The sequence below is a fragment of the Priestia abyssalis genome, assembly GCF_002019595.1.
GTDB classification, from domain to species: Bacteria; Bacillota; Bacilli; order Bacillales; family Bacillaceae_H; genus Bacillus_BA; species Bacillus_BA abyssalis.
Map to the genome: position 1 here is coordinate 4,738,352 of NZ_KV917369.1, position 25,912 is coordinate 4,764,263.

The 25,912-nt window shown below is 41.3% G+C and carries 25 protein-coding genes and 1 other annotated feature; of the genes, 3 read left to right on the plus strand and 22 right to left on the minus strand.

Going from position 1 to position 25,912, the window contains the following annotated elements; translation table 11 throughout:
- Positions 1 to 18 precede the first annotated feature (18 nt).
- Together mtnN and BK575_RS22715 are read right to left on the minus strand one after the other, a co-directional pair.
- Positions 19 to 720: a 5'-methylthioadenosine/S-adenosylhomocysteine nucleosidase gene (gene mtnN / locus BK575_RS22710; RefSeq protein ID WP_078413853.1), complete on the minus strand. Its 702-nt coding sequence runs from the start codon at positions 718 to 720 to the stop codon at positions 19 to 21.
- Between the two features lie 25 nt (positions 721 to 745).
- Positions 746 to 1,387, minus strand: a complete 642-nt coding sequence (locus BK575_RS22715; RefSeq protein ID WP_078413854.1) for a class I SAM-dependent methyltransferase — start codon at positions 1,385 to 1,387, stop codon at positions 746 to 748.
- A gap of 191 nt (positions 1,388 to 1,578) precedes the next feature.
- Between BK575_RS22715 and BK575_RS22720 the strand changes: the two genes are divergently transcribed.
- Entirely contained in the window at positions 1,579 to 1,791 is a 213-nt protein-coding gene (locus BK575_RS22720) for a DUF2536 family protein (RefSeq protein ID WP_028394986.1), read from the plus strand.
- A 212-nt stretch (positions 1,792 to 2,003) separates the two neighbouring features.
- Here the strand turns inward: BK575_RS22720 and BK575_RS22725 are convergent, their stop codons facing one another.
- From BK575_RS22725 to cymR, 20 genes are all read right to left on the minus strand, one after another.
- Positions 2,004 to 2,657: a YrrS family protein gene (locus BK575_RS22725; protein ID WP_078413855.1), complete on the minus strand. Its 654-nt coding sequence runs from the start codon at positions 2,655 to 2,657 to the stop codon at positions 2,004 to 2,006.
- A 108-nt stretch (positions 2,658 to 2,765) separates the two neighbouring features.
- The gene (locus BK575_RS22730; protein ID WP_078413856.1) at positions 2,766 to 4,529 is read right to left on the minus strand and encodes a peptidoglycan D,D-transpeptidase FtsI family protein; all 1,764 of its coding nucleotides are present in this window, start codon (positions 4,527 to 4,529) and stop codon (positions 2,766 to 2,768) included.
- A 407-nt stretch (positions 4,530 to 4,936) separates the two neighbouring features.
- Complete coding sequence (gene greA, locus BK575_RS22735; RefSeq protein WP_078413857.1) at positions 4,937 to 5,413, minus strand: transcription elongation factor GreA; 477 nt, start codon at positions 5,411 to 5,413, stop codon at positions 4,937 to 4,939.
- 411 nt (positions 5,414 to 5,824) lie between these two features.
- Positions 5,825 to 6,460, minus strand: coding sequence for a uridine kinase (udk, locus tag BK575_RS22740; RefSeq protein WP_078413858.1), 636 nt, complete (start codon positions 6,458 to 6,460; stop codon positions 5,825 to 5,827).
- A 6-nt stretch (positions 6,461 to 6,466) separates the two neighbouring features.
- A complete protein-coding gene (locus tag BK575_RS22745) occupies positions 6,467 to 7,732 on the minus strand; it encodes a peptidase U32 family protein (RefSeq protein WP_078413859.1) in 1,266 nt (421 codons plus the stop codon).
- Positions 7,733 to 7,855: 123 nt separating this feature from the next.
- Positions 7,856 to 8,785 (minus strand): peptidase U32 family protein, encoded by a 930-nt coding sequence (locus tag BK575_RS22750; protein ID WP_078413860.1) that lies wholly within the window; start codon positions 8,783 to 8,785, stop codon positions 7,856 to 7,858.
- A complete protein-coding gene (locus tag BK575_RS22755; protein ID WP_078413861.1) occupies positions 8,782 to 9,438 on the minus strand; it encodes an O-methyltransferase in 657 nt (218 codons plus the stop codon). Before BK575_RS22755 ends, BK575_RS22750 begins: the two co-directional genes overlap by 4 nt.
- A gap of 301 nt (positions 9,439 to 9,739) precedes the next feature.
- Positions 9,740 to 10,852 carry an endolytic transglycosylase MltG gene (gene mltG, locus BK575_RS22760; RefSeq protein ID WP_078413862.1) on the minus strand — a complete coding sequence of 371 codons (1,113 nt, stop codon included), beginning with the start codon at positions 10,850 to 10,852 and terminating at the stop codon, positions 9,740 to 9,742.
- 317 nt (positions 10,853 to 11,169) lie between these two features.
- A complete protein-coding gene (locus BK575_RS22765; RefSeq protein WP_078413863.1) occupies positions 11,170 to 11,457 on the minus strand; it encodes a DUF1292 domain-containing protein in 288 nt (95 codons plus the stop codon).
- Positions 11,458 to 11,624: 167 nt separating this feature from the next.
- On the minus strand, positions 11,625 to 12,041 hold the full coding sequence (ruvX, locus tag BK575_RS22770; RefSeq protein WP_078413864.1) for a Holliday junction resolvase RuvX: 417 nt from the start codon (positions 12,039 to 12,041) through the stop codon (positions 11,625 to 11,627).
- A 3-nt stretch (positions 12,042 to 12,044) separates the two neighbouring features.
- On the minus strand, positions 12,045 to 12,311 hold the full coding sequence (locus BK575_RS22775; protein ID WP_028394998.1) for an IreB family regulatory phosphoprotein: 267 nt from the start codon (positions 12,309 to 12,311) through the stop codon (positions 12,045 to 12,047).
- 82 nt (positions 12,312 to 12,393) lie between these two features.
- Complete coding sequence (gene alaS, locus BK575_RS22780) at positions 12,394 to 15,027, minus strand: alanine--tRNA ligase (RefSeq protein WP_078413865.1); 2,634 nt, start codon at positions 15,025 to 15,027, stop codon at positions 12,394 to 12,396.
- Between the two features lie 284 nt (positions 15,028 to 15,311).
- Positions 15,312 to 15,525 (minus strand) — a binding site (T-box leader).
- Positions 15,526 to 15,581: 56 nt separating this feature from the next.
- Entirely contained in the window at positions 15,582 to 16,643 is a 1,062-nt protein-coding gene (locus BK575_RS22785; RefSeq protein ID WP_078413866.1) for an AI-2E family transporter, read from the minus strand.
- A 92-nt stretch (positions 16,644 to 16,735) separates the two neighbouring features.
- Positions 16,736 to 16,870, minus strand: coding sequence for a YrzQ family protein (locus BK575_RS22790; protein ID WP_078413867.1), 135 nt, complete (start codon positions 16,868 to 16,870; stop codon positions 16,736 to 16,738).
- A 13-nt stretch (positions 16,871 to 16,883) separates the two neighbouring features.
- Positions 16,884 to 17,075, minus strand: coding sequence for a hypothetical protein (locus BK575_RS22795; protein WP_078414926.1), 192 nt, complete (start codon positions 17,073 to 17,075; stop codon positions 16,884 to 16,886).
- 136 nt (positions 17,076 to 17,211) lie between these two features.
- Positions 17,212 to 19,557: an SF1B family DNA helicase RecD2 gene (recD2, locus tag BK575_RS22800; protein ID WP_078413868.1), complete on the minus strand. Its 2,346-nt coding sequence runs from the start codon at positions 19,555 to 19,557 to the stop codon at positions 17,212 to 17,214.
- 57 nt (positions 19,558 to 19,614) lie between these two features.
- A complete protein-coding gene (locus BK575_RS22805; RefSeq protein WP_078413869.1) occupies positions 19,615 to 20,262 on the minus strand; it encodes a tetratricopeptide repeat protein in 648 nt (215 codons plus the stop codon).
- Between the two features lie 135 nt (positions 20,263 to 20,397).
- Entirely contained in the window at positions 20,398 to 21,510 is a 1,113-nt protein-coding gene (gene mnmA, locus BK575_RS22810; RefSeq protein ID WP_078413870.1) for a tRNA 2-thiouridine(34) synthase MnmA, read from the minus strand.
- Between the two features lie 16 nt (positions 21,511 to 21,526).
- Positions 21,527 to 22,669, minus strand: coding sequence for a cysteine desulfurase family protein (locus BK575_RS22815; RefSeq protein ID WP_078413871.1), 1,143 nt, complete (start codon positions 22,667 to 22,669; stop codon positions 21,527 to 21,529).
- A gap of 244 nt (positions 22,670 to 22,913) precedes the next feature.
- Positions 22,914 to 23,330: a cysteine metabolism transcriptional regulator CymR gene (gene cymR, locus BK575_RS22820; protein WP_028395006.1), complete on the minus strand. Its 417-nt coding sequence runs from the start codon at positions 23,328 to 23,330 to the stop codon at positions 22,914 to 22,916.
- 391 nt (positions 23,331 to 23,721) lie between these two features.
- Here cymR and BK575_RS22825 point away from each other — a divergent pair, with 391 nt between their 5' ends.
- Positions 23,722 to 24,993: a replication-associated recombination protein A gene (locus BK575_RS22825; protein WP_078413872.1), complete on the plus strand. Its 1,272-nt coding sequence runs from the start codon at positions 23,722 to 23,724 to the stop codon at positions 24,991 to 24,993.
- Positions 24,994 to 25,187: 194 nt separating this feature from the next.
- Entirely contained in the window at positions 25,188 to 25,841 is a 654-nt protein-coding gene (locus BK575_RS22830; protein ID WP_328589531.1) for an RsfA family transcriptional regulator, read from the plus strand.
- Positions 25,842 to 25,912: the final 71 nt, after the last annotated feature.

Consider the following 25,912-nt stretch of genomic DNA (forward strand, 5'->3'; position numbering starts at 1 on the left):
TGTTACACCGATTTTCAATTAAGCTTTGTTGATTTTCTCTACAATGCGAAGGACAAGATTCGTTGAATTGATTGCCGCTGTTTCCAAAAACTGCTCAAATGAAACATTCGACTCTTTTCCGGCAATATCTGATAGGGCACGGATAATCACAAATGGTTTGTCAAACTGATGACATACTTGAGCAACCGCAGCTGCTTCCATCTCAACCGCTTGTAAGTCCGTAAATTTACCGCGAACGAATTCTACTCGCACGGGGTCATTCATAAATGAATCTCCTGTTACGATCAGCCCTTTCACAACTTGCACATCGGTAATTTCCTTCGCACTTTCTTCCGCAATATTAATTAAATCCGTCGCTGCTTCAAAAGAAGCCGGCATACCTGGTACTTGACCGTATTCATAACCAAAAGCCGTTACATCTACATCATGATGACGAACTTCTGTCGAAATGACTACATCTCCAACGTTCAATGCCGGATTGTAACCTCCTGCAGATCCAGTATTAATGACATAATCAGGCTGGAACTTCTCCAATAAAATAGCTGTTGAGAGCGCCGCATTCACTTTGCCGATTCCTGACTTTAACAAAATGACCTCAACACCGCTTACTGTCCCTTCTGAATATTCACAACCTGCAACAATCGTTTCTTTACGATTGTCTAATTTTTCACGTAAAATGGTGACTTCTTCTTCCATAGCACCGATAATAGCTACTTTCATGCTGGACCCTCTTTCTTTCCATTCATTATTGTTTCGTCGCATTTAATAACCAGACGAAATGATTGTAACGAGTGAATGACACGTTAAACCCATGGCGTTCCAACATGTCACGCAGTACGGGAATAGTGGTGTAATATTCACGTTGTAAATCTTCCGCCAAATTATTAAATCCTTGCTGCTTTGCCTGCTCGATTGTATCAGAAAATTGCTTTTCATCTTCAAACATTGTATCAGCAAATATTATTTTACCACCAGGTTGCAGAAACTTTCCATACTTTGCAACAGCTTCTTCTTTTTCTCTATTTGTTAAATGATGAAAAGCATACGTACTTACAATGCTGTCGATGGGTTTGACCGGAAGAGGAAACGTTAAAAAATCCCCGTCTTCAATGGAAACCCTTTTCCCCAATTTCTCAAGCGCCAAATCTCTCATCGGTTTTGAAGGTTCGATCCCATATACTTGTAATCCTTTTTCAAGAAGTTTCACCGTCAAATTCCCTGTGCCAACACCAAACTCTATAACATGGCCAAATGCTTTACCGGCCGTTTCTTCTAGAATGGCTTCATAATTTGCAAACACTTCTCTATATTCCTTATTATGCCCATAAACGGAAGAATCGTATTGTTCTGCCCAATCCTCAAAGATATCTAAAAATTCACGTCCCATTTGCGCACTCCTTAAATACATATAATTCCTATAAATATACTATGATTTAAAAAGTGGATTGTCACTAAATTATCATAAATAATACGCTTCATCAAGAAAAAATCGTTAGCAAAAGCTGAATCCCTTTTTCACCCGGGCAGAACCTTGTATACTGTCTAAAGAAGGTATTTCGCATAAAAGGAGTGGGACAGTTGCAATTTCATTTGGACATTCTAGAAGACAAAATTGAAGTGTTTGAAGCAACCGACATCCAAACATTAGAGAAAGAAATAAACGAAAAAATTGAACAGAATAAAGCCATTTTACTTCAAGTGCATCATGTTTCTCATCAAATGTCCATCGACTACGAACACGGTCGCAAATATTATTCGGCTGTCGTTCATTTTAAATTAAAAAAGAATTAATCATAAAGGCCCCGTCACAGAAATCCAGTATAATCAAGATTTCTTGACGGGGCCTTTCATAAAAAAGAATCCTTTTTATAAAGGAAACTTCCATCGTGGAGAGTTCCTTCATCCCCCACTTAAACTTCTGGGATTACTCCAAATTTTGAAAAGGGGGTATTACTTCCTGTTAATAAGAGATAAGTTATTAAAAGCTTATAAGAGAGCCTCTTCTACTGTTTAAGTTCTTCGACAACAACTGGCTTCCATCCTTCATTTTCCACCCAATCAATCTGAACACGGTATTTCTTTTTGTCTGTCTTTGATGAAATCGTTGCAACTGCTTTATTTGGTCCTCCATTGTTTCCAATACGCCATACAGTCATATCGTCGGTGCCTACACCAGTTGCATAACTGACTGCCTGCAGCATTTCATTCCAATCGACAGAGTTTTTACTATATGTGGCAGTATGCGGCTCAGACTGCTGAGTGCCGATTGGCTGCCAGCTTGGGTCTGTAATGCTTCTAACGGCATCCGAAGAAGGATCCGTATTCTCTTCAACGATTGGCTCTGATTCTTCCAAGTTTGCAGCTTCACCAGTTTCTTCTTCCGAAGCTAATTCATCATCTTCTGTATTTGTTAACTCATCTTCTGACTCTTCATAAATAGACATACTATCTTCTTTTTTATCTTGTTTGTCCGTTTTCTCTTCTTGCTGTGACGCTGTTGCCGTTTTAGCATTTTCTTTTTCTTCTGAACTTCCAAACATCATTTGTCCGCCAACAAACACAATCAGTACTGCTACTAGAACAATCAAGACATTATAAACACGATTGAGCTTTGATTGTCTTTTTTTATGTCGTTGTTCAAATCGTTGATTTTCCATTTATACAACTTCCTCCAAGTTCTATAATGCTCTATTTTAACATTAGAAACGAATTGGATGAAGCCTTGACAAACAATTGACGCATAAATGTAACTTTTTTGATACATTTTACCTATTTTTTTCTTGATCCATCTTATACAGCTCTTGAACGATGTCATAATACACGCTGTTTGTCACTGCTTTGGAGCTTGTTGTAGCAAGATCGACTACAACTAGAGCATATTTCGGGTTAGTGGCAGGAAAATAACCGGCAAACCATTTATTCACCGAGCTCTTTTCATCTCCCAATTCAGCTGTTCCGGATTTGCCTGCTACCTCGTACGGCAATGTTTGAAATCTTCTTCCTGTTCCCTTTTCATGAGTAACCACTTGGCGTAAAAGCTTTTGAAGCTGCACTGCCGTATAAGGTTCAATCGCTTCATCCTTTACTTTTTGCTGCTTAAACTGATACAAGGAGGCACCATTCTTATACTGAATTTGATTCACTGCTTTTACCGTATATCTTTCACCACCCCTTGCTATCGTCGCCATCATGTTGGCTACCGCAAGAGGAGTCACCCTCACATCTTTTTGTCCTATTGCAGTTTGACTTATTTCTTTCCAATGTCTCTGGGAGCTTTCCGTTTGCCAGATGACTCCTCGCTTTTCTTCTTTTAATTGCCGAAAGTGATCAAAATGAAATACATCTCCACTCCACCCCGCTAAATCTGTTAATCCCAGCTTGGCTGCATATGTCTCCAATATATTAGAATCTTTTGCCGTAATTTCATTTGCTAGTTCTCCGAATGTATAGTTGCAGCTTCTTGCAAAACTGTCTTCAAAGGTTAATGCACCCATTTTGGAATCGTCTTTTAGTTCCTCTTTATATATATTTAAGTCACAATTAAACAGCCGATTATAAATATCAGCACGCTCTTCAATCCCAGCGGCGGCCACGACGGTTTTAAAAATAGAGCCGGGCACTTGAGGTGCCAGCATTCGGTTCTGGATTCCTTTGTTTTGATCGTAAGGGTTGCTATCGTTGATATCGGGCTTGCTTACAAGAGCAAGCAATTCATTTGTTTCGACATCAAGTAACACGATGCCTCCCCTTTTCATATCATATCTTCCCGCAATTTCCTCTGCCATCTTTTGAATCTTCTCGTCTATGGTCGTTTCGATATTCACCGGATAGAAAGGGTTGGCTGTTCCCGTGTATTTCACGTCAATTCCAAACAAAGGTCCTCCAAAACGGTCGACATGATAAAGCAGCTTTGATTCTTGCTCAGGAAGCAAAAATTCGTCAAATGATGATTGAAGTCCTGTAATGCCGACTGGCGTATGGAGAGACAATTCCCCTTGTTTCAAAGACTCTTCATATTTCTGCTCAATTAATTTCTCATTCTGCCTCACTACACCGATCAGATGATAAGCGAGAGGGAGTGAATTTTTTTGCTGCAAAGGCACGGCAAAAATGCCTGGATATTTTAAATCGTTAATTTGTTTCATTTGTGTGGAAGTCAGTTCTTTTTCTATTACTACAGGTTTATTTTCTGTTCCTAATTTGCTAATCAGCTCGCTCGAAGGAACATCCATGATGTCTGCTACCCGCTTTGCGGGCCACTCCATTTTCTGCAAAAATGGAAAAAGGACCAATCGATTATTTGTTTCATACGTAAGTGGATAACCGTTTCGTGAAATGAACTTTCCCCTTCCATCATCAATGGTCATCTCCTGCGTTCTTTGTTTGACACTTGCCTCAATTAAATTTACTTTTTCTTTCGAAAACGATTCTGTGCTGATAAGCTGAATTTGCGCAAGTCTGCCAATCAGCAAAAAAATTAAACAAATAATGACTGCAAGCAAAATATAAAAACGTTTTACTCTTTTCATAAAAAGAAAACACCTCGTTACAATTGTCGACGAGGTGCTTCTTTTTAAATCATGAAATTCAAAAAAAATTCAAGAGAGCGGAAAGTCTGCTTTTCTTCATTGTCTAGTTCCGCAAGCTATGCTCTACGGTAACTTGAAGAACAGGATGTTCAAACGTCGGCGTTGGTCACAGGACGTGGCCGACCTTAGTCGACGATTCTCTAAATCACGAAGTCAAAAAGCGACTTCTCGTCGGAGGTTCCAGTTCCCTATGAGCATGAACGAGCTTGCTGCACTTTTCTTCACTGTCTAGCTGCGGCTCCTAATCTTTCGGTCGTTTCACTTCTGACCATGAAACCAAAAAGCGGTTTCCCTGTCAGAAGCTCCAACGCCTCCCAAGATTGAACAGGCGCCTCCGCTTTTCTTTATTAGCTCACTGAGACGATACGTACGTTCATTTCGCCGCCCGGAGTTTGAACAACAACTTCGTCTCCGATTTGTTTGCCCATTAAGCTTTTCGCGATTGGAGAATCATTTGAGATTTTTCCTTCAAACGGATCTGCTTCCGCGCTTCCTACAATTGTATACGTTTCTTCTTCTCCGTCCGGCAATTCAACAAATGTAACCGATTTCCCTAAAGATACTGTTGTAGAGTTTTCAGCATCTTCTTGGATGATTTTAGCATTGCGAATCATATTTTCAAGCGTCGTAATACGACCTTCAACAAAGGCTTGTTCTTCTTTTGCAGAATCATACTCAGAGTTCTCAGATAAGTCCCCGAAGCTGCGTGCAATTTTGATGCGTTCTACTACTTCTTTACGCTTTACTGATTTTAAGTGCTCCAGTTCTTGTTCGAGTTTCTCTTTACCTGCTTGTGTCATTGGAAATATTTTTTCTTGTGCCATGTCCCTACACTCCTTCTCATTTTAAAAGACATCTCTAACATGCTGATTCTTTTTTATGTATGAATGACAGAAAACTTAATCGAAATACATATCCACTTTTAAAGAGGTTGTTCAAAAAGTCCGGGAAAAATGACTGTCGAATTTCGGCGTCAGCTTGCTTTTCCGCTACTCACGTATTAACTGTATACGCTCCGTTGCTCAAAGCTACGCTTCCTTGAACTTCTCCGTCCTTTTTGAACACTTACTTAAAGTATGATATGTTGAATCAGCTTGATGACGTTTTTCGATCATCAAGCTGAACTGTAAATGTCTTATTCTTTATAATTTGTGTTGCATGTGAAAAGAATATGAATATGTTAAACATAATTTTTGAAATTTTTTCAAATAAATTCCGTCATCTCTGATATGTTATTACAAAATGGCATTTTGTTCAAGAATTGTTTTAATCTTTGTTACCATTAGGTCGATTGCCACATGGTTTTGTCCGCCCTCTGGAATGATAATATCTGCATACCGTTTAGTTGGTTCAATAAATTGATTATGCATCGGACGAACAACTCCCACATATTGATCAATAACCGATTCCAGTGTACGCCCTCTTTCTTTAATATCACGAAGCATGCGGCGGATAATACGAAGGTCAGCATCCGTATCCACGTATAGCTTAATATCCATTAAATCACGAAGTCGTTCATCTTCCAACACAAGAATCCCTTCCAAAATGATGACATCTTTTGGTTCCTCGTGAATTACTTCGTTTGAGCGTGTATGAATCGTATAATCGTAAACGGGTTTTTCAATGCCTTTATACTGCAGCAATTGATTTAAATGTTCAATTAATAAGTCATTATCAAAGGCAAACGGATGATCGTAATTTGTTTGCAATCGTTCCTCAAACGGAAGGTGACTTTGATCTTTATAGTAATAATCTTGTTCAAGCAACATGATTGAATGGCCCTTAAAGCATTCATAAATCGCTTTTGTGACGCTTGTCTTACCGGAACCCGATCCTCCGGCAATCCCTATTACGACCGGCTTCTTCCCCATCTGTCGTTAAATCCCCTTTCGCATCATATTATATGGGAAGACAGGTTTGTCCACTTTAAATTTTACAATTTGAAGTGGATGACGCGCTGCATCCAATTCATTGCCTTTTTCGTCCCAAATCGTCCCTACTACTTGTGTAAAGTTTTCGATTTCCGGACCAAAGAACTCCACTTCATCTCCTGGTTTGAAATGATTTCGCTGCTGCAATGTAACGATTTGTGTGTCCTCATTATATTCTAGTACAAGACCGACAAAATCGTATGTTGTCTTCTTGCTATGATTTCCAAACATTTGCTCTTTATGCCCAGGAACACCTTCAAAAAATGCCGGCGCTGTTTCGCGGTTCGCACACTTATCCAATTCATCAAGCCATTCTTGCTTGATAATGAAGTTTTCCGGATCCGCACAGTAAGCATCAATCACTTTACGATATACGCTGACGACCGTCGCTACATAGTGAATGGACTTCATGCGCCCTTCAACTTTTAAGCTGTCGATCCCTAACTCAATCATTTTCGGAATGGACTGGATTAAGTTCAAGTCTTTTGGGCTCATGGCAAACGGAGCATCTTCTTCATTGAATAAAGCCACTTCGTTTTCACCTTGATCCATCTGATATAAATCATAGTCCCAACGACATGATTGGCAGCATCCTCCGCGGTTGGAATCGCGTGCTGTCATATGATTGCTCAACACACATCGTCCAGAGTAAGCAATACACATCGCACCGTGAATGAATGCCTCAATCTCAATATCGACTTTTTCTTTCATCTCACGAATTTCTTCTGCCCCTGTTTCACGTGCCAATACAACGCGCTCAAGTCCCTCTTCTTTCCAAAACTCAACAGCTTTCCAGTTTGAAAGGGACTGCTGTGTACTTAAGTGCACTTCTAATTTAGGAGCAACACGTCGGCATGTTTCGATAATAAGAGGGTCAGCGACAATAATTCCGGCCACTCCCGCCTCTTGCAATCCTTGTAAATACTCCTCTAACCCGTCTAAATTTTCATTGTGAGCATAAATATTAGTTGTTACATAAATTCTTGCGCCGTACTTGTTCGCAAATTGAACACCTTCTGCCATCTCCTCCAATGAGAAGTTATCAGCATTTGAACGAAGACCATACTCTCGTCCGCCAATAAATACGGCATCCGCACCGTAGTGAACGGCAACCTTCAATTTCTCAAGATTACCGGCTGGCGCCAATAGCTCTGGCTTTTTTGTAATGACACGTTTGCCGTCAATCACTGTATCAACTTTCACAGCCATCATTGTGACCTCCTCTAAATTTAAAAATAATCTTTGTATTTATCTCTTCGATCTATAAGCTCTGTTCATTTAAAAGATGTGAAAAGAAAATTGAATGCATACACTCTTTGTATGCATTCAATTTTCTTAATAAACGGTTTCTTTAAAGAAGAAACCTGTGTCTAACGGACGATTTACAGGCTGAATCTCTTCGATTTCAGCTAACAAATCATCCTTCACATCTTCATATTCATCACGATTCTCAACACATAAATCGATTGCTTGACGATATTTTTTCGTCACCTCGATGATGTACTCAGACGTTTTTAATACACCGTCAATTTTAAACGAATCTACGCCGGCTTCGATCATCTCAGTCAATTCATCAATAATGCAAATATCGTTCGGGCTCATAATATGCGTCCCATTTTCATCCTCGAAAATAGGGTATTTGTTTCCGCGCTCCTTATCATGTAAAAACATGTCTTTTTCCAAGCGGCGATTTTCCACTTCCATGACTTTATCTTGATAAAGGAAGTAATTTCCTAATAGAGAGCGTTTCGATTGGAACATACAGGTCATACCATGAACTTGCACTTCAATTTCGACTTCCGCATGCTCTTTCATTTCAATAATGGAATCCATGCTCAATTCTCGTGCAAGAACCGCACGCTTAGCGCCTTTTCTCCCCCAATAATTACATGTAAACCAGTTGGTTGCCGTTGTCTCTGTATTCCAGTGAAGCTTCATTTCCGGTGCTGCTTCACGGGCCGCCATCAACACAGCAGGATCACCGAATACTACTGCATCGACACCTGCCTCTGCCAAAAACGAAAGATAATCCCCTAATTCGTCTACTTTGTCATTATGAAAAAGGGCGTTCATTGCCACATATACTTTCGTGTTTTTTTCATGGGCAATTTTTACAGCTTCGCTTATTTCTTCGCGTGTAAACTCACCTGCCAAGCGCAAGCCGTAGCGCTGTTCTCCAATCATAAAAGCATCTGCTCCAGCCTCAGCAAGCGGTGCAATGTCTGCAACAGATGTAGGTGTAACTAATAACTCAGGCTTTTTCATGTCTCTTCACCTCTTCTTTTAGTAATGGCAATTCCATCGCCAATTGGCAAAATCATCGTTTGAAAATCCGGGTGACTCATCAGCCAATCATTATATTTTTTTATCTTTGCCGTCAAACTTCGGATGCGCTTTGTTTCGATCGTCTCTTCCGCTTGTGCTACATACCCTTTAAAAAGCACGTTATCGGAAATAATCATTCCATCCTTGCTTAAAAACGGTTCAAACAGCTCAAAAAACTTTTGATATTGCCCTTTCGCAGCATCAATAAAAATCATGTCATACGGAGCTTTGCTTTGAATGGCCTCTGTTACCTCAAAAGCATCGCCGAATAAGACATGAATGCGTTGTTCTTTGTTAGCTTTCCCAATAAAATAAAGAGCTTTATCATAGCGCTCTTTGTCTCGTTCAATCGTTACAATTTCGGCCTTAGGAACGGCGTCTGCCATCCGAATGGCAGAATAACCAATGGCTGTACCGATTTCTAATATATTTGCAGGCTGCTGAATGCGTAAAAGCTGCAACAATGTTTCAATGCCAATGAGCTCCATAATCGGAACTTGCTCACCCTTTGCATACTGCTCCATCTCTTCTATCAAAGACGAACGGGCCGGAATGAGGGATTCAATATAAGTTTCCACTTCTTTTGAAAGCAAGGACACTTCCTCCAATCAGCGAAGTATTTTATCTATTCAAACGTTCAATTTGAACACTTCGTTTAAAATACAACCTTTATATTATATCGGTTTTATCAGATTGAGTAAACCCGATATATTTTAACATAAAGCTCAACTTCCATCAGCTAAAATGCTCTAATGCTGATGGTTAGTTGAACTTATCGGGCTCTTACGGACGGTTTTACTCCTCGAACCTCTCTATCCCCTACCGGCCGTTAGAGCGGGGCAAAGCTCAACTTCCATCAGCTAAAACGCTCTAATGCTGATGGTTAGTTGAACTTTAAGAACTAGGATTCGTTTTTTTCGTAATATGAGTAGCCTTTTGTTGATTATGCTCTTCCAGCGTTTTTGTAAAAATCACTTCGCCGGTAGACGTTGCCAGGAAAAACAAGTAATCCGTCTCAGCAGGCTGCAGCGCGGCAATAATAGACATTTCTCCTGCATTGGCGATAGGCCCTGGAGGTATCCCCTTTACCTTATACGTGTTATATGGAGAGTCCACTTCTAAATCTTTATAATAAACTCGATCCTTATGCTTTCCAAGTGCATAAAGGACAGTGGGATCGGTTTGGAGCGGCATGCCAATTTCTAAACGATTGTAAAATACGCTGGCGATTTTTTCGCGGTCCGTTTTTTGAGTTGCTTCTTCTTCAATAAGAGAAGCCATCGTCAGCAATTTATGACTTGTGACATTTTGCTCTTTCATCAATGGTTTATACACCTGAATGACATCATTTGTTTTTCCTACCATTTTATCCAAAATGTCTTCTATTGAAACTTTTTCGGTATAAAACGAATACGTTGCAGGATAAAAATACCCTTCTAAAGGATATTGGATGTTTTGAGCCAGCACTTCATCCGTAATTAAATCGGGATACTTTTGACTCAACGTTTTGATAAACTGTCTATCCGACATTTTCTTCAATACTGCTTCTTCTGTATAACTCGTGTTAGCCGCAATCGTTTCAGCAATTTGCCAAAGCTGACTTCCTTCCGGAATAGGAAGCCTAAATTTAGGCTTCTGAGCACTTTCCCCGCTTTGAAGACTTTTAATAATCTCTTTCATTTCCATCGCTTGAGAAAAAGCATAATTACCCGCTTGAAAACCTTGTTCGTTTTTCCATTTTACATAATAGCGAAAAATTCTCTCGTCACGAATGACTCCTTCTTTCTCCAACTGGCGGGCAATGGCTCCAACTGATGAACCTGTTGGAATCATCACTTCAACAATATCTTTATTCTTTGAATTTACGGGTGATAAAGCGGAACTAATATATATAAAAGCACCCGCTGCGGTTCCGGCGGTCAGCAAACTTATAATTAAAAAAAAGATTAACCATTTTTTAGGCCTTCGTCTTGATGATTGACCATTTACGTATAATGAGTTTGACAAAATCAATCATCCTCCCTTCACTGCGTTTTATTATACTACAATCTTTCGTCATTTTCGTCACGATTAGACAAAAAAATCCTACCAATTCTCGTTGTATGGTCTCTCCTTCCAGGAGGACCATACAACGAGATGAGAGGCCTTGCAAAGCAAGGCCTCTCATCAAACACAAAAAATGGAATTACATCTATTGTTAAAAACAATAGTCGACTCACTTTTCTTGCTAACTCTTGACAAGTATTACATCTACCCTCTTCAACTTTTCTTTCCTAGTAAAAATACAAAAGGCTTCCTTTTGTAAAAGGAAGCCTTTTGTATTTTTATTCGCCTTCTTCTTCGTCTAAGAACGTGTTGAGCATTTCTTCGATTAAATCCCATTCTTCTTCTGATTCAATCGGTTGAAGTTCGCCGTCTACACCGTTTTCACCGGCAGTGAAGCTTGAAGCATGGATTTCGATTTCTTCGTCATCATCTTGCTCACTGCTCATCGGATAGTAAAGAACGTAAGATTTCCCAAATTCTTCAGAGTCAAATGTAAATAATACCTCACATAATTGCTCGTTGCCATTTTCATCGATTACTGTAATATTTTTTTCACCATGTTCCATTGTTTAGCACCTCATTTTTTAATTAAGTAACTATTCTTGTTGTTATTGTTTACTATCTAGCTGCGGCTCCTAGCTCGTTGTGGAAATGATGATTGCCCTCATAAGGTAAAAAGCGTATACGGGGTCAATCCCTATTTCCTTCACGAGCTGAACAGTCGCCTCCGCTTTTATTGCTTACTATCCAAATATCCTTGTAAAATCATGACTGCAGCCATTTTGTCGATGACTTTCTTACGTTTTTTTCTGCTGACGTCAGCTTCCAATAGGACGCGTTCCGCTGCCATGGTAGAAAGACGCTCATCCCACATGATGACCTCTAAGCCAAGAGCTTGTTTTAGATCCTCGGCAAATTCGATACAAGCTTCCCCCCGCGGCCCAACGGTACCGTTCATGTTCTTTGGCAGCCCTACTACCAGCTTGTCTACCTCATATGTGTCAATGAGCTCTTTCAGCCTTGGGATAGCCTGTTCTGTTTTGTCTTCTTCTACTCGGATCGTTTCCAATCCTTGAGCAGTCCAGCCCATCCCGTCACTAACAGCTACACCTATTGTCTTAGTTCCAACATCTAGTCCAAGTGTGCGCATGTATTAACCCTCTCGCTGTTGTTTTAAATAAGATTTCACAAGCTCCTCAATTAGTTCATCGCGCTCTAACTTTCGAATGATGTTGCGCGCATCTTTATGACGCGGAATGTACGCCGGATCACCTGATAGTAAATAACCGACGATTTGGTTAATTGGATTGTAACCTTTTTCTTGCAGAGCATCATAAACCGTAAATAACACTTCATGAACATTTGTATCTGCCGGTTCTTCTTGAAAGTTGAATTTCATTGTTTGATCAAATGAGCTCATGCTTTGCACCTCACCCTCATAGTCAATGGACGAACTCTCGCTGACTTGTCTTATTTCTATTTTACACCAATTGCCTAGAGAATTAAACGGATTTAACCCATTGTTCTACGAAGCTCAATGATTCTTCGATTTTACTTGGGTCTTTTCCGCCTGCCTGCGCCATGTCCGGACGGCCCCCGCCGCCTCCGCCGCAGCGTGTGGCCACTTCTTTAACCAATTTTCCTGCATGATACCCTTTATCCATTAAGTCTTTCGTAACACCTGCTACAATATTCACTTTGCCTTCATTTGCAGAAGCTAATACAATGACAGCAGAACCAAACTTTTGTTTTAAGTCATCAACCATTGAGCGTAAGTTATTCATATCTGTCGCATTTACCTTGCTCGCCAGTACATTGACTCCATCCACTTGCTGCACCTTATCAACAAGGTTTCCAGCTTCAATGTTGCCCAATTTTGCAGCAAGTGATTCATTTTCGCGCTGCAATCCTCGAATTTCTTCCAATAAGCCTTCAATACGGGTAACCAAATCACGTGGATTTGCTTTTACTTTTCCTGACGCTTCTTTTAATAAAGAGACTTGGTCATTCATCAATTTGTAAGCATGCTCGCCAGTGACCGCTTCAATACGGCGAGTTCCCGCACCGATACCTGATTCAGAAACAATTTTAAATAATCCGATGACAGAGGTATTTGGAACGTGGCAGCCTCCGCAAAGCTCTAAGCTGTAATCCCCAACTTGAACAACGCGAACAATATCTCCGTACTTCTCTCCGAACAGCGCCATGGCACCCATTGCTTTCGCTTCATCGATTGCTTTATTCTCAATGACAACCTGGATGCTTTTCCAGATCTTCTCATTGACGATTTGTTCAATCTTCTCTAACTCTTCTTGGGTGACTTGACCAAAATGCGAGAAGTCAAAACGTAAACGCTCAGGATTTACAAGCGAACCAGCTTGGTTAACGTGCGTGCCAAGCACATCTTTTAACGCCTGATGCAACAAGTGTGTAGCCGTATGGTTCTTAATAATATGGCCGCGCTTCTCCTCGTGGATTGTCGCTGTGTATGTTTCACCTTTTGTCAACACGCCTTCCACTACTTGAACATGATGCAGGTTTTGGCCGTTTGGCGCTTTTTGTACGTCTTTTACAATCACTCGTGTTGTACCGCTTGTGATTTCACCTTGGTCAGCAATTTGCCCCCCGCTCTCAGCATAGAAAGGTGTTTCACGTAAAATGATTTGCGCCTCTTCTCCTGCCTTCACTTCGTCTACAAGCTGTCCGTCTTGAACGATCACATCAACAACTGTTTCCACTTGTGATTTATCATAACCAACAAATGCGCTTTCTGTTTTAATTTCACCTAGGACACCGCCTTGGACCTGCATGGAATCCACATCTTGGCGTGCTGCACGGGCACGCTCACGCTGAGCGTTCATTTCACGCTCGAATCCTTCGTGGTCCACTTTCATCGCTTCTTCTTCCGCATACTCTTCCGTCAATTCCACAGGGAACCCATATGTGTCATATAAGCGGAATACATCTTCACCGGAAATTGTGTCGCTTCCCTTTTCTTTTTCTTTCTTGATCACGCTGGATAAGATGGAAAGTCCTTCATGAAGTGTCTCATGGAATCGTTCTTCCTCATTTTTGATGACTTTTTGGATAAAGTCTGTTTTTTCTTTTACTTCCGGATAGTAATCGACCATAATCTCGCCCACTACCGGGACAAGCTCGTACATGAATGGACGGTTGATGTTGAGCTTTTTCGCATAGCGAACCGCACGGCGCAATAAACGGCGCAACACGTAACCGCGGCCTTCATTTGAAGGAAGAGCTCCATCTCCGACAGCAAACGTTACTGTACGAATGTGGTCAGCAATAACTTTAAATGCTTCATCCTTCTCTTTATCTACACGGTATTTTTCACCTGAAATCGTTTGAGTCGCTTCGATAATCGGCATAAAAAGATCCGTATCAAAGTTAGTCGGCACATCTTGGATAACCGAACACATACGCTCCAAGCCCATTCCTGTATCAATGTTTTTCTTTGGAAGCGGAGTATACGTACCGTCTGGATTATGATTGAATTGTGAGAACACTAAGTTCCATACTTCTAAATAACGCTCATTCTCGCCGCCCGGATAAAGTTCCGGATCGCTCGGATCGTTTCCGTATTCTTCGCCGCGATCGTAGAAAATTTCCGTGTTCGGCCCACTTGGGCCTTCTCCGATATCCCAGAAGTTTCCTTCCAAACGTATCATGCGCTCAGCAGGAATTCCAACTTTTTGAGTCCAAATATCATATGCTTCCGTATCTTCTGGATGAACAGTGATGGATAGACGTTCCGGATCAAATCCAATCCATTTTTCGCTCGTTAAAAATTCCCATGCCCACTCGATGGCTTCTTCTTTAAAGTAGTCACCGATGGAGAAATTGCCTAACATCTCAAAGAATGTATGATGGCGTGCCGTTTTACCGACATTTTCAATATCGTTTGTACGAATTGATTTTTGTGCATTACAAATGCGTGGATTATCCGGAATGACGCGGCCATCAAAGTATTTTTTTAATGTCGCTACACCACTGTTAATCCACAATAAAGATGCGTCATCAATCGGCACCAGCGGAGCACTCGGCTCCACTGCGTGGCCTTTTTCCTGGAAGAAGTCTAAATACATTTGACGCACTTGCGCTGAAGTAAGCTTTTTCATAATAAAATAACCTCCTTAGTAAACTAACCATATTTTAGAGGTTGTTCAAAAAGTCCGGGAAAAATGACCGTCGAATTTCGGCGTCAGCTTGCTTTTCTGCTACTCACGTATTAACACTAACACCATACGCTCCGTTGCTCAAAGCGGCGCTTCCTTGAACTTCTCTGCCCTTTTTGTCCTCCTTTTTGAACACACACTTTAGGAAGAACGATCAAGCCCGCTGATTCTGCAACACATACCGCTTCAGGAAGGTGAAAAACGGCACAAAAAAACCCTCATCCCATGACAGGGACGAGAGTTTTGCTCGCGGTACCACCCTGATTATGAGTGTTTGTTAGAACACTCATCACCTCAACAGCTTTAACGTTGCTTGCACGGCAGGTTTTTCCTGCACTCTGGATTAGCCTTCTGTTACTCTTCATCTGGAATCCCTTTCAGCCTTGGACATTCCTCTCTTTTAGATGGGCTGCAACATACTCGATCCTTCTTCGTTTTATATATGTAATGCTTTTCGAATACTTATGGCGCTATTATGACAAATTCAAACCCCTTTGTCAATGTTCCGCAAAACGCCCCCGCAAATGAAGAATAGTCACTTTCAAAACCGCTAAAATGGGAACCGCCAAAATCAATCCGATAATCCCTCCCACTTCTCCTCCGATTAAAAGAGACAGCATGATGAAAAGCGGATGGATATGCAGCGTTTTACCCACGATTAAAGGCGACAAAACATTCCCTTCTAAAAATTGCAGCGCAAAAATAATGACAAGTACAATCAGCACAAGCTTAACAGAAATGGTGGCTGCAATAACAGCTGCAGGAGCCGCTCCTATAATAGGACCGAAATATGGAATAACATTTGTCAACCCGATGATAATGCCCAATAACAGCGGATAAGGTACCTTAAACAACCAGAGAGCAAGGGCAGCGAGCGTTCCAATAATTAAACAGACGAATAACTGTCCGCGAATATAATTTCCAAGCGACTCATCCACATCATGCAAAAAACGCTTTCCCGATTCATGCCATTTGGAAGGGGTCAAAAATGCTGCCGATTTCTCAATAAGACGAAAATCCTTAAGCATGTAAAACACGATAAAAGGGATGGTCACAAATAGGATAATATAGTTTAAGATCCCTTTAAAGCTGCTCATTATGCCCGTTAGCCCAGTTTCCAAAGTTGTCTCCAATTTATTAATGCCATACTCAATCCGCTCATGAACCCCGTTGGGAAGGGAAGAGGTTTGATTGTGAACTTCAGCAACCCACCCCCGGTACATTTGCGTAAATTCAGGCAAATGCTCATTTAAGTCTTTGAGCTGTTCAATAAAAAGAGGAATACCTTTATACAACCCGTAGCCGACGCCCCCAAAAAAGAATAAATAAATAATGAAAATGGCTAAAGGTCTCGGTACACCGCTTTTATGCAGTTTTTCAATAATAGGATGCAGCAAATACGTAATGAATCCTGCAATAATAAAAGGGGTCAAAGCCGTAAAGATAACTTTTAAAACAGGCACCCAGAGAAACTGAATCTTAAAAAAGACGTATACACATAAAAAAGACAATAGGATAATTCCTAAACGATAAAACCAAATAACTGAGACTTGTTTCATTCAAAACGCCTCCTATTGGTTAGTGTTAGGCACCTTCCCATCAATCTATACAAAAAAATAAAAGAGGGCTAAAAGCCCTCTTTTATTTTTCTTTACGAAAAGCTTCTCATGACGCGCTTACGCATTTTATTCATATTGCGTCTTGTCATCATACCTCTATCTTCTGCCATTTTATACGCATAAGCACCGACTCCAAATGCAACCATTGAAGAAATAAGTCTGTTCATGATAATCCCCCTGCTAAAGATTAATGGTACGCTCATCATCTGAAAATAAATCGTCCAATGAACTTAATGTCCCGTCTTCTTCTACTTGATGTGTATGAATGACACCTTTAGAAATGGTCAGTTCAATAAAGCAACTCCAGCAATAATACTGATTAACACCGATTTTGCCAACATCAATACTTCTGCAATTTGGGCATTTTAACAACACTTACGAACACCTCTTCGTTTCGTTTCTTTTTACTCAGTGTTGTCCGTTTTTCCATAAATATACGTTCTGCCCAAACTTTGCAGAAATCCGACGGGTCATAACCCATGTACGACTATGCTTAGCATTTGACAAATTATAAAAAGTCATACGGCGTAACGTTTTCCATTCCAATATTAGCATCTTTCATAAACGGTACTTCATCTTCAACCTGCTGACCTGCCAGCATATCCATCAAGGTCGTTTGGCGCAATGCATCATCATCTCTCTTAACGCTTAAGCGCAGCGCCTCTTCCTCACCGCACAAAATAAGAAATTGTTTGCTTCTTGTGACAGCCGTATAAATTAAATTGCGTCTAAGCATTCGATAATAGCTTTTCACAACCGGCAAAATGACGATAGGAAACTCGCTTCCCTGAGATTTATGAACGGAGCAGCAGTAAGCATGGGTAATTTGGCCAAAGTCTTGTTTCGTATAGGTCACTTCGTTTCCATCAAAAGAAATGACGAGCATATCTTGTTTTTCCGTATTTTCTTTTGCATAAAAGACGGACACGATTTCTCCCATATCTCCGTTGAAGACATTGCTTTCCGGCTGATTGACAAGCTGTAATACTTTATCACCGACACGATATGTCACGTCTCCGTATTGCAACTCCCGTCTTTTCCCGGAATTAGGGTTGAACAGCTCTTGAAGGACGACATTTAATCTGTCAATTCCTGCATTTCCCTTATACATCGGAGCAAGCACTTGAATATCCCGTGCATTGTATCCTTTTTTCAAAGCACTGGCACATACTTTTTGGACAACATCGGTAATCTGATGAGCCTGGCATTTAATAAAAGATCGATCAGGTTTCGCTTTGCCTAAATCATCCGGCAGCTCCCCTTTTTTGATAAAATGGGCAAGCTCGATAATCGAGGAACCTTCCGCCTGGCGATAGACATCTGTCAGGCGAACGGTCGGAATGGCATTTGACCTCAGTAAATCCTTCAGCACTTGTCCCGGACCGACCGAAGGAAGCTGATCTTCGTCTCCCACAAGAATCATTTGTAAATTGGAAGGCAAGGACTTAAACAATTGATGGGCAAGCCAAATATCCACCATTGACACTTCGTCGACAATCAATAACTTTCCTTCGATCGGATTTTCTTCATCATGCTCAAATCCTTCTTGTCCATTCCATTTCAACAGGCGATGAATCGTCACAGCAGGAAGGCCTGTCGCTTCACTCATCCGTTTTGCCGCACGTCCTGTCGGGGCTACCAGCAAAACGGGAAAGGGATCATCTTTTTTATAGTCTTTTGGATTTAATGAACAGCCATGCAAATCTGCGTACAATTCGACGATTCCTTTAATGACCGTCGTTTTTCCTGTACCCGGTCCGCCTGTCAGCAGGATCATAGGGGACATAAGAGCGGTTTGAATGGCTTCTTTTTGAGACGGGGCATATTGCACACCTAATCGTTCTTCCAAGTGACCAAGTGCCAGCAAAAACTCCGACTCTGGGAATTGGTTTTCATATTCCGTTTGGGCCAAAATCTTATCAATTGCTTTCACAACACCTTTTTCAGCGTAATAAAGAGGCGGAATGTAAATTTTATCTTCGACGATTTTGACTTTTTTATCCGCTTTTAAATTTTCAAGCTCTCTTGTAATGTCAATTTCCGAGACAGGCTCATGCCGGCTGTGGCTTAATAAAGCCGCTGTATGCTCAAATAATTGATCGAGAGTAAGATAAATATGGCCGATTTGGATACACTCTTGTTCCAGCACATATAAAATGCCCGCTCTCATCCGGTCTGGATGATTGTTTGACATGCCCAGATTTTTCCCCAGTTCATCCGCGCGATTAAAACCTATTCCTTGTATGTCCTCTACAAGCTGATATGGATTTTCACGAATAATTTGAAGGGCTTCATTTTTGTATGCCTGGAAGATCTTCATCGATAGCTGCGGTCCAAATCCATAGTCGGAGAGCTGCACCATCACTTCTTCCAGCCCTTCATGCTCCCTTAGCTGCTGCACAAGCGATTCGGCTTTATCTTCTGAGAGCTTCGGCACTTGCTTTAAGACAGCCGAATCATGCAAAATTTTATAAATGGCATTTTCTCCAAGAACGTCTACAATTTTTTCTGCCGTTTTCTTTCCGATTCCATGAAATAAATCACTTGATAAATATTGGATGACTCCTTGTCTCGATTGAGGAAGCTCTTTTTTAAATCGCTCCACATTAAACTGCCACCCAAATCGCTGATGCTCTTTCAAAGCCCCATAAAAAGTGTAGGCTTCTCCTTCGTGCAACCGCGGAAAATAACCTGTCACAGCCATTTCCTTTTCTTCTGTTACTACATCTGTCTCCTGAATGCGAATGCGGGATACATTATACAAGTTATCTTCATTATGAAAAATGGTCGCAATTAATGTCCCTTTTATGTAAGAACGCTCATCTTGTTCAATTTTCAACTTTTGATCGTCCATTTTCTCCCTCCTTTCCGTCAAGTCCTGCCATATAACGGCTAAAAAGAAGATAAGAGTTTACTGTTCTGTCAATAGACGGATGCCGTTACCCGCCAAAAGATGATCTGGCTGAACCTCCACCGCTTTTCGGAACATTTCCAGCGCCTTGTCTTGATTTTCTTTAAAAGCATATGCTACTCCAAGATTATAATAAGCATCGGCATGTTCTTCCCTTTCAATCACTTGCATAAACTGCTCTATTGCCTCATCAAGCATCTCAAGCTGTGCTAAACATAAACCATATTGAAAGCGTGCTTCCACATCCTCTTCATTCAATTCGACCGCACGCTGCAAATATGGAAGAGCAAGACGAAGCTCGTTCGTATAAACGAGTGATAAACCAAGCATAAAATATACGTCAGGGGAGTTTAGACCCTTTTGTAACGCCTGCTCAAAGTGTTGTTTTGCTTCATTCAACTGCTCTAATTTAAAATGTACATTTCCTGCACCGTAATGGGCAGTTGCCGCCTGTCCATCCATTTCAACGGCCCGTTCAAAAAACTTTAATGCCTTCTCATTTTCTTCGACCGCAGCCAATAAATTTCCGAAGTTCACATATCCAAGTGCTTCCTTCGGATTTTCTTCGATTGCCGCAGAAAAAGCTTTTGCCGCTTCATCATACTTTCCTTCTTGCATATATTGAATCCCTAATTGGTTATGATCCATTTTATTCACTCCATTGATTACTATTTTTTCTAGGATAAGTATAGCATAAGCTCAAATATACATCCCGCTAACCGTTTATCCAAGTAAAAGTGTGGTTTGATGTAAAAATAGGATGCCTGTAGAGGCACCCTATTTTTATACATACCATAACTCTTTTCCATTTTTAAAAACTTGATCGATCGTTCCGCCGCCTAAGCACTCTTCACCATCGTAAAAGACAACGGCCTGTCCAGGAGTAATCGCTCGGATTGGTTCATCAAAAATAACCTTCACCGTGTTTTCGTCCATTTTCTGTACCGTTACTTTATTGTCCGCCTGACGATAACGGAATTTCGCTGTACATGTAAATGAATCCGAACGCTCCTTGTCACTTACCCAACTGACATTTGTGGCAGTGATCGAATCTGAATAAAGCACATCATTATGGAACCCTTGATCTACATATAAAATGTTCTTCTCCAAATTCTTCCCGACAGCAAACCATGGCTCGCCGCTTCCACCGATGCCAAGCCCGTGACGCTGGCCAATCGTATAGTACATTAAGCCGTCATGCTTACCTTTCGCTTCGCCATCCAGCGTTTGCATTTGTCCGGGCTGCGCCGGTAAATATTGGCTTAAGAATTCTTTAAAATTGCGCTCCCCGATAAAACAAATACCGGTACTGTCCTTTTTCGCAGCTGTTGCCAATCCGGCTTCTTTCGCAATCTCACGCACCTTTGCCTTATCGATGTTTCCAATGGGGAACATCACCTTTGACAATTGCTCTTGTCCCAGTTGATTTAAGAAATACGTTTGGTCTTTATTCTCATCTAAGCCGCGAAGCATTTTGTATTCTCCGTCCCGGTACTCCACGCGGGCGTAATGCCCTGTTGCCAAATAATCCGCTCCAAGGGTCATCGCATGCTCCAAAAATGCTTTGAACTTAATTTCTTTATTGCACATTACATCGGGATTCGGTGTACGTCCTGCTTTATATTCATCTAAAAAGTACGTAAATACCTTGTCCCAATATTGTTTTTCGAAGTTGACCGCATAATAGGGTATGCCGATCTGGTTGCATACACGAATCACATCATTATAGTCTTCCGTCGCGGTACATACTCCGTTTTCATCCGTGTCATCCCAGTTTTTCATAAAAATCCCGATAACATCATATCCCTGCTCTTTTAACAGCAAGGCTGCAACGGACGAATCGACCCCGCCGCTCATTCCTACAACGACACGCGTGTCTTTTGGTGCCTTTGTCAACTTGTTCACCTCCGTATTATTTGACTAGTCGTTTGACAATTCGGGCCGTTTCATGTGCCGCCTTTTCGACTTGCTCCATTGTCGTTCCAAGACCGAAGCTAAAACGAATCGATGAAATCAACCGATCTGAATCTTTCCCGAACATCGCTACTAACACATGGGATGGATCAATCGAACCTGCTGTACAAGCAGAACCGCTCGAGACAGCGATTCCCGCTAAATCAAGATTCACAAGCATTGATTCCACATTTGTTCCTGGAAAAGCAATGTTTAAAACATGCGGAAGAGAGGAATCAAGCGTTCCATTAACTGAAAACTCAATCCCTTCTTCTTGAAAAACGCTAATCATCTTTTCTTTATATTGTGTGTATTGAGCTGCTTTTTCAGCCAGGGTTTGTTGTGAAATCACTACCGCTTCTTCAAAGCCTGCAATACTGGCTACATTCTCTGTACCTGCTCTTCTTTTTCTCTCCTGTTCTCCTCCAAACAATAGAGGAGACAGCGGAACATGCGAAGCCGCATACAAAAAACCGATTCCTTTTGGTCCATTGATTTTATGAGAAGATACAGACAAAAGGTCGATTCCCAGTTGTTTTACATCTATAGAAAGAAGTCCGTATGCTTGCACAGCATCTGTATGAAAAAACGCCTGATGGCCCTTTACTACTTCACCTATTTCAACGATTGGCTGAATCGTTCCTACTTCATTATTTCCATACATGATGGAGACAAGAATCGTATCATCTGTTAACGCTTCTTGCAACTGTTTTGCACTGATCCGTCCCGCTTCATCCACCGGCAAATATGTCACTTGAAACCCTTGCTTTTCTAATGCCTGGCACGTATGGAGAACGGCATGATGTTCAATTTGGGCCGTAATAATATGATTTCCTTTATCCCGATTCGCAAGAGCCACTCCGGTCAAAGCCATATTATCCGCTTCCGTGCCGCCGCTTGTAAAGATAATTTCATTAGGCTTTGCTCCGATGCTTGAAGCCATCGTTTGACGAGCTTCATCGATATAATGCCTGCTTTCTCGCCCATAAAAATGAATGCTCGAAGGGTTTCCGAACACATTCTTCATCACTGTTGTTATTTTATCGATCACGGCTGGATGCATCGGAGATGTTGCCGCATGATCTAAATAAATTCGTTCCAATCTTAACACTCCTTCCATAAGAAAAGCGCAAGCGCCTTGGTCAAAGAAGACCGACTAAGGTCGGCATGACCCACATCCTGTTGGCCCAAGGAAATAGAAAAAGACCCGGAAGGCGCTCTTTGCCTTACGAGGGCTTTTGTCTTTTCCCTTGCTAAGCTAGGCGCTGGAGCTAGACACCCGTCATCGAAAAAGTTATACTTTCTCACCTTTAAACAGAGCATTCCCGTATGCTGCGGGAATGGTTTTATATATAAAACATATAAGAGGCTGCGTCTCCATCGCTGTGATTCGCTAAATCCTCCAGCGTCGTACTGTCCAACACTTCCCTGACCGCATCTCGAATCCGAATCCACAACTCTCGTTTAGCCGGCTCTTCTTCTTCTAAACCTTCTACTGGACTGATAGGCCCTTCTAATACGGAAATAATATCACCTGCCGTGATAAGTGCAGGCTCCTTGGCCAAAATATAACCGCCATAAGCCCCTCTTATACTTTTTACCAATCCTGCGTTCCGTAAAGGTGAAATGAGCTGCTCCAAATAATGCTCAGATAGATCATGGGTTTGAGCAATTGTCTTCAAAGAGATAGGCCCTTCCCCAAACTTTTTTGCTAATTCAATCATAATTGTTAATCCGTAACGCCCTTTTGTTGAAATCTTCATACCCGTCACCCTTTCATGTCCGTTTTCATTTCTCTATATTAAGTCCTTCTATTATATCAAGTATTCCTATCGTTATTATACAAAAAGTTAAGACCATGACATTATAGCATACTATTCATATGAGATGCATTTCTACCGGCAGTTGCCTATAATATATACATTCTACTTAATCACTCGACACTTCTTCATTCCATCAAAGGACAGTCACAATCAGTCATTGAGGCAACTTGAATCTGCCCTCAAAGGTTTTACCTATGCGGATGGCGCCAACCCCGCAAGGGGGGTGACAGCCGCTTAGGTCTAGAAAATTTGACATGGCCGTTTTTTGGCCATGTCGAATTTTCCAAATCGATTTATATAGATTTCATGTATATCAATAGGAGAGATCAATATGAGCAAAAAACCACTTGCCTTCCGCATGCGTCCAAATCGGCTCGAAGATGTCATTGGACAGCAGCACCTTGTGGGAGAGGGAAAAATCATTCATCGGATGGTAAAAGCCAATCATGTTAGCTCCATGATTTTATATGGTCCGCCCGGTACAGGGAAGACAACGATTGCTACAGCGATAGCGAAAAGCACCCATACTGCGTTTCGGCAATTAAATGCTGTCGTGAACAACAAGAAAGATATGGAAATTGTTGCCCAAGAAGCAAAAATGTCCGGAAAAGTGATTTTATTGCTTGATGAAGTCCATCGTCTTGATAAAGCAAAACAAGACTTTCTTCTTCCTTACCTTGAAAACGGAATGATTACGCTGATTGGGGCTACAACAAGCAATCCATACCACGCAATTAATCCAGCGATTCGCAGCCGATGTCAAATTTTCGAACTAAAGCCTCTCACACCTAAAGAAATAAAGATTGCCCTTTTGCGTTCTTTAGAAGATGAACAGAACGGTCTAGGGCATGAGCACGTGGAAATGACCGAAGAAGGTCTTGAGCATTTTGCCACAGCTTGCAATGGTGATGTCCGCTCGGCTCTTGGTGCTCTTGAGTTGGCCGTATTATCAACCGATCCCGGTAAAGAAGGCAAAATCATCGTTGACTTGGCTATTGCCGAAGAATGTTTACAAAAAAAATACCTGACACATGATAAAAACGGCGATGCCCACTATGACGTCCTATCTGCCTTCCAAAAATCCATTCGCGGGAGTGATGTGAACGCTGCGTTACACTACTTAGGGAGACTCATCGAAGCAGGAGACTTAATTAGCATTAACAGACGACTCATTGTCATCGCCTATGAAGACATCGGACTTGCTAACCCTCAGGCTGCTCCAAGGACACTTGCGGCCATTGAGTCAGCTGAAAGGCTTGGTTTTCCAGAAGCCCGCATTCCTCTTGCCAATGCCGTCATTGAGCTCTGCCTATCGCCGAAGTCGAATTCAGCTTACAAAGCCCTTGATGCTGCCCTTTCCGAGATCCGCAAAGGACAGACAGGAGAAATACCAGCCCATTTAAAGGATGCTCACTACAAAGGGGCAGAGAAGCTCGGGCGCGGCGTTAATTATCTGTATCCGCACGATTATGAAAGCGGATGGGTGAAGCAGCAATATTTACCGAACCGCATTAAAAATCATAAATATTACGAACCGAAAAAGACAGGAAAATTTGAACAGGCTCTTGCCCAAATCTACGAAAAAATCAATCAGCATAAGTAATGGAGCATGGACCGTTTCGTCCATACTCCATTACTTATACCTATGATAAAAAATAAAAAGACGACAAATGTAAAAGTTGAACATATATTTACATATAAGAAATCTAGCAAATTCAAAAAAGAGAAAACGTATAATCATGGATTGAATGGGCAAGTCTATTATACAAGAAACTATCAATGACGGGAGTTGATCTTGTGAAGATTAGACAGGATGCCTGGTCCCATGATGACGATTTATTATTGGCTGAAACGGTGCTTCGCTATATTCGTGAGGGCGGTACACAGCTGGCGGCTTTTGATGAAGTAGGCGACAAATTAAACAGGACTTCCGCAGCATGCGGTTTTCGATGGAATGCAGAAGTCCGAAAAAAATATAATGAAGCGGTCGCTCTAGCAAAAAAACAGCGCAAAGAAAGAAAACGAGCACTGGAACATTCACAGAAAGCTGCAAAAAAAGCAGTCTTCCCTTCGATGCTTGAGGACAACTCTAAAGAATATTTCATTGAAGAGCATGCAACCGAATTGATGGCTCCGCTTCAAAATATAGGACTAAATGAAGTAATTCAGTTTTTATGTCAAATTCGTTCTAATCAATCGGAGTCTCACGTTTTAGCTAAACAAAATGAATTACTTCGACAAGAAAACGAACAGCTGTCTATTCAAAACAAGCAGCTGGAAGCAAAACTTGAACAATTACAACAACAACAAGCTACTATTCAAGAAGACTATCAAACACTTTTGCAGATTATGCAACGGGCCACACAATTAGTATCGTTAGAAGAAACCGAATTTTCTTCTCCTGCCTTCCTGCCCGGAAGAGAAGTACATACTCAAATGTTTTCGACCTGAGAAAAGCGGAGGCGACTGTTCAATCTTAAGAGACATTGGCAGCCTAAGAACGCTCACGTCCTGTGAACACG

Excerpts from the sequence above, each read along its gene's own strand:
- mtnN (WP_078413853.1), bottom strand. The coding sequence starts at position 720 with ATGAAAGTAGCTATTATCGGTGCTATGGAAGAAGAAGTCACCATTTTA.
- BK575_RS22715 (WP_078413854.1), bottom strand. The coding sequence starts at position 1,387 with ATGGGACGTGAATTTTTAGATATCTTTGAGGATTGGGCAGAACAATAC.
- BK575_RS22725 (WP_078413855.1), bottom strand. The coding sequence starts at position 2,657 with ATGGAAAATCAACGATTTGAACAACGACATAAAAAAAGACAATCAAAG.
- BK575_RS22730 (WP_078413856.1), bottom strand. The coding sequence starts at position 4,529 with ATGAAAAGAGTAAAACGTTTTTATATTTTGCTTGCAGTCATTATTTGT.
- greA (WP_078413857.1), bottom strand. The coding sequence starts at position 5,413 with ATGGCACAAGAAAAAATATTTCCAATGACACAAGCAGGTAAAGAGAAA.
- udk (WP_078413858.1), bottom strand. The coding sequence starts at position 6,460 with ATGGGGAAGAAGCCGGTCGTAATAGGGATTGCCGGAGGATCGGGTTCC.
- BK575_RS22745 (WP_078413859.1), bottom strand. The coding sequence starts at position 7,732 with ATGATGGCTGTGAAAGTTGATACAGTGATTGACGGCAAACGTGTCATT.
- BK575_RS22750 (WP_078413860.1), bottom strand. The coding sequence starts at position 8,785 with ATGAAAAAGCCTGAGTTATTAGTTACACCTACATCTGTTGCAGACATT.
- BK575_RS22765 (WP_078413863.1), bottom strand. The coding sequence starts at position 11,457 with ATGGAACATGGTGAAAAAAATATTACAGTAATCGATGAAAATGGCAAC.
- ruvX (WP_078413864.1), bottom strand. The coding sequence starts at position 12,041 with ATGCGCACACTTGGACTAGATGTTGGAACTAAGACAATAGGTGTAGCT.
- BK575_RS22775 (WP_028394998.1), bottom strand. The coding sequence starts at position 12,311 with ATGAGCTCATTTGATCAAACAATGAAATTCAACTTTCAAGAAGAACCG.
- alaS (WP_078413865.1), bottom strand. The coding sequence starts at position 15,027 with ATGAAAAAGCTTACTTCAGCGCAAGTGCGTCAAATGTATTTAGACTTC.
- BK575_RS22785 (WP_078413866.1), bottom strand. The coding sequence starts at position 16,643 with ATGAAACAAGTCTCAGTTATTTGGTTTTATCGTTTAGGAATTATCCTA.
- BK575_RS22790 (WP_078413867.1), bottom strand. The coding sequence starts at position 16,870 with ATGAACAGACTTATTTCTTCAATGGTTGCATTTGGAGTCGGTGCTTAT.
- recD2 (WP_078413868.1), bottom strand. The coding sequence starts at position 19,557 with ATGGACGATCAAAAGTTGAAAATTGAACAAGATGAGCGTTCTTACATA.
- BK575_RS22805 (WP_078413869.1), bottom strand. The coding sequence starts at position 20,262 with ATGGATCATAACCAATTAGGGATTCAATATATGCAAGAAGGAAAGTAT.
- cymR (WP_028395006.1), bottom strand. The coding sequence starts at position 23,330 with ATGAAGATTTCAACAAAAGGGCGTTACGGATTAACAATTATGATTGAA.
- BK575_RS22825 (WP_078413872.1), top strand. The coding sequence starts at position 23,722 with ATGAGCAAAAAACCACTTGCCTTCCGCATGCGTCCAAATCGGCTCGAA.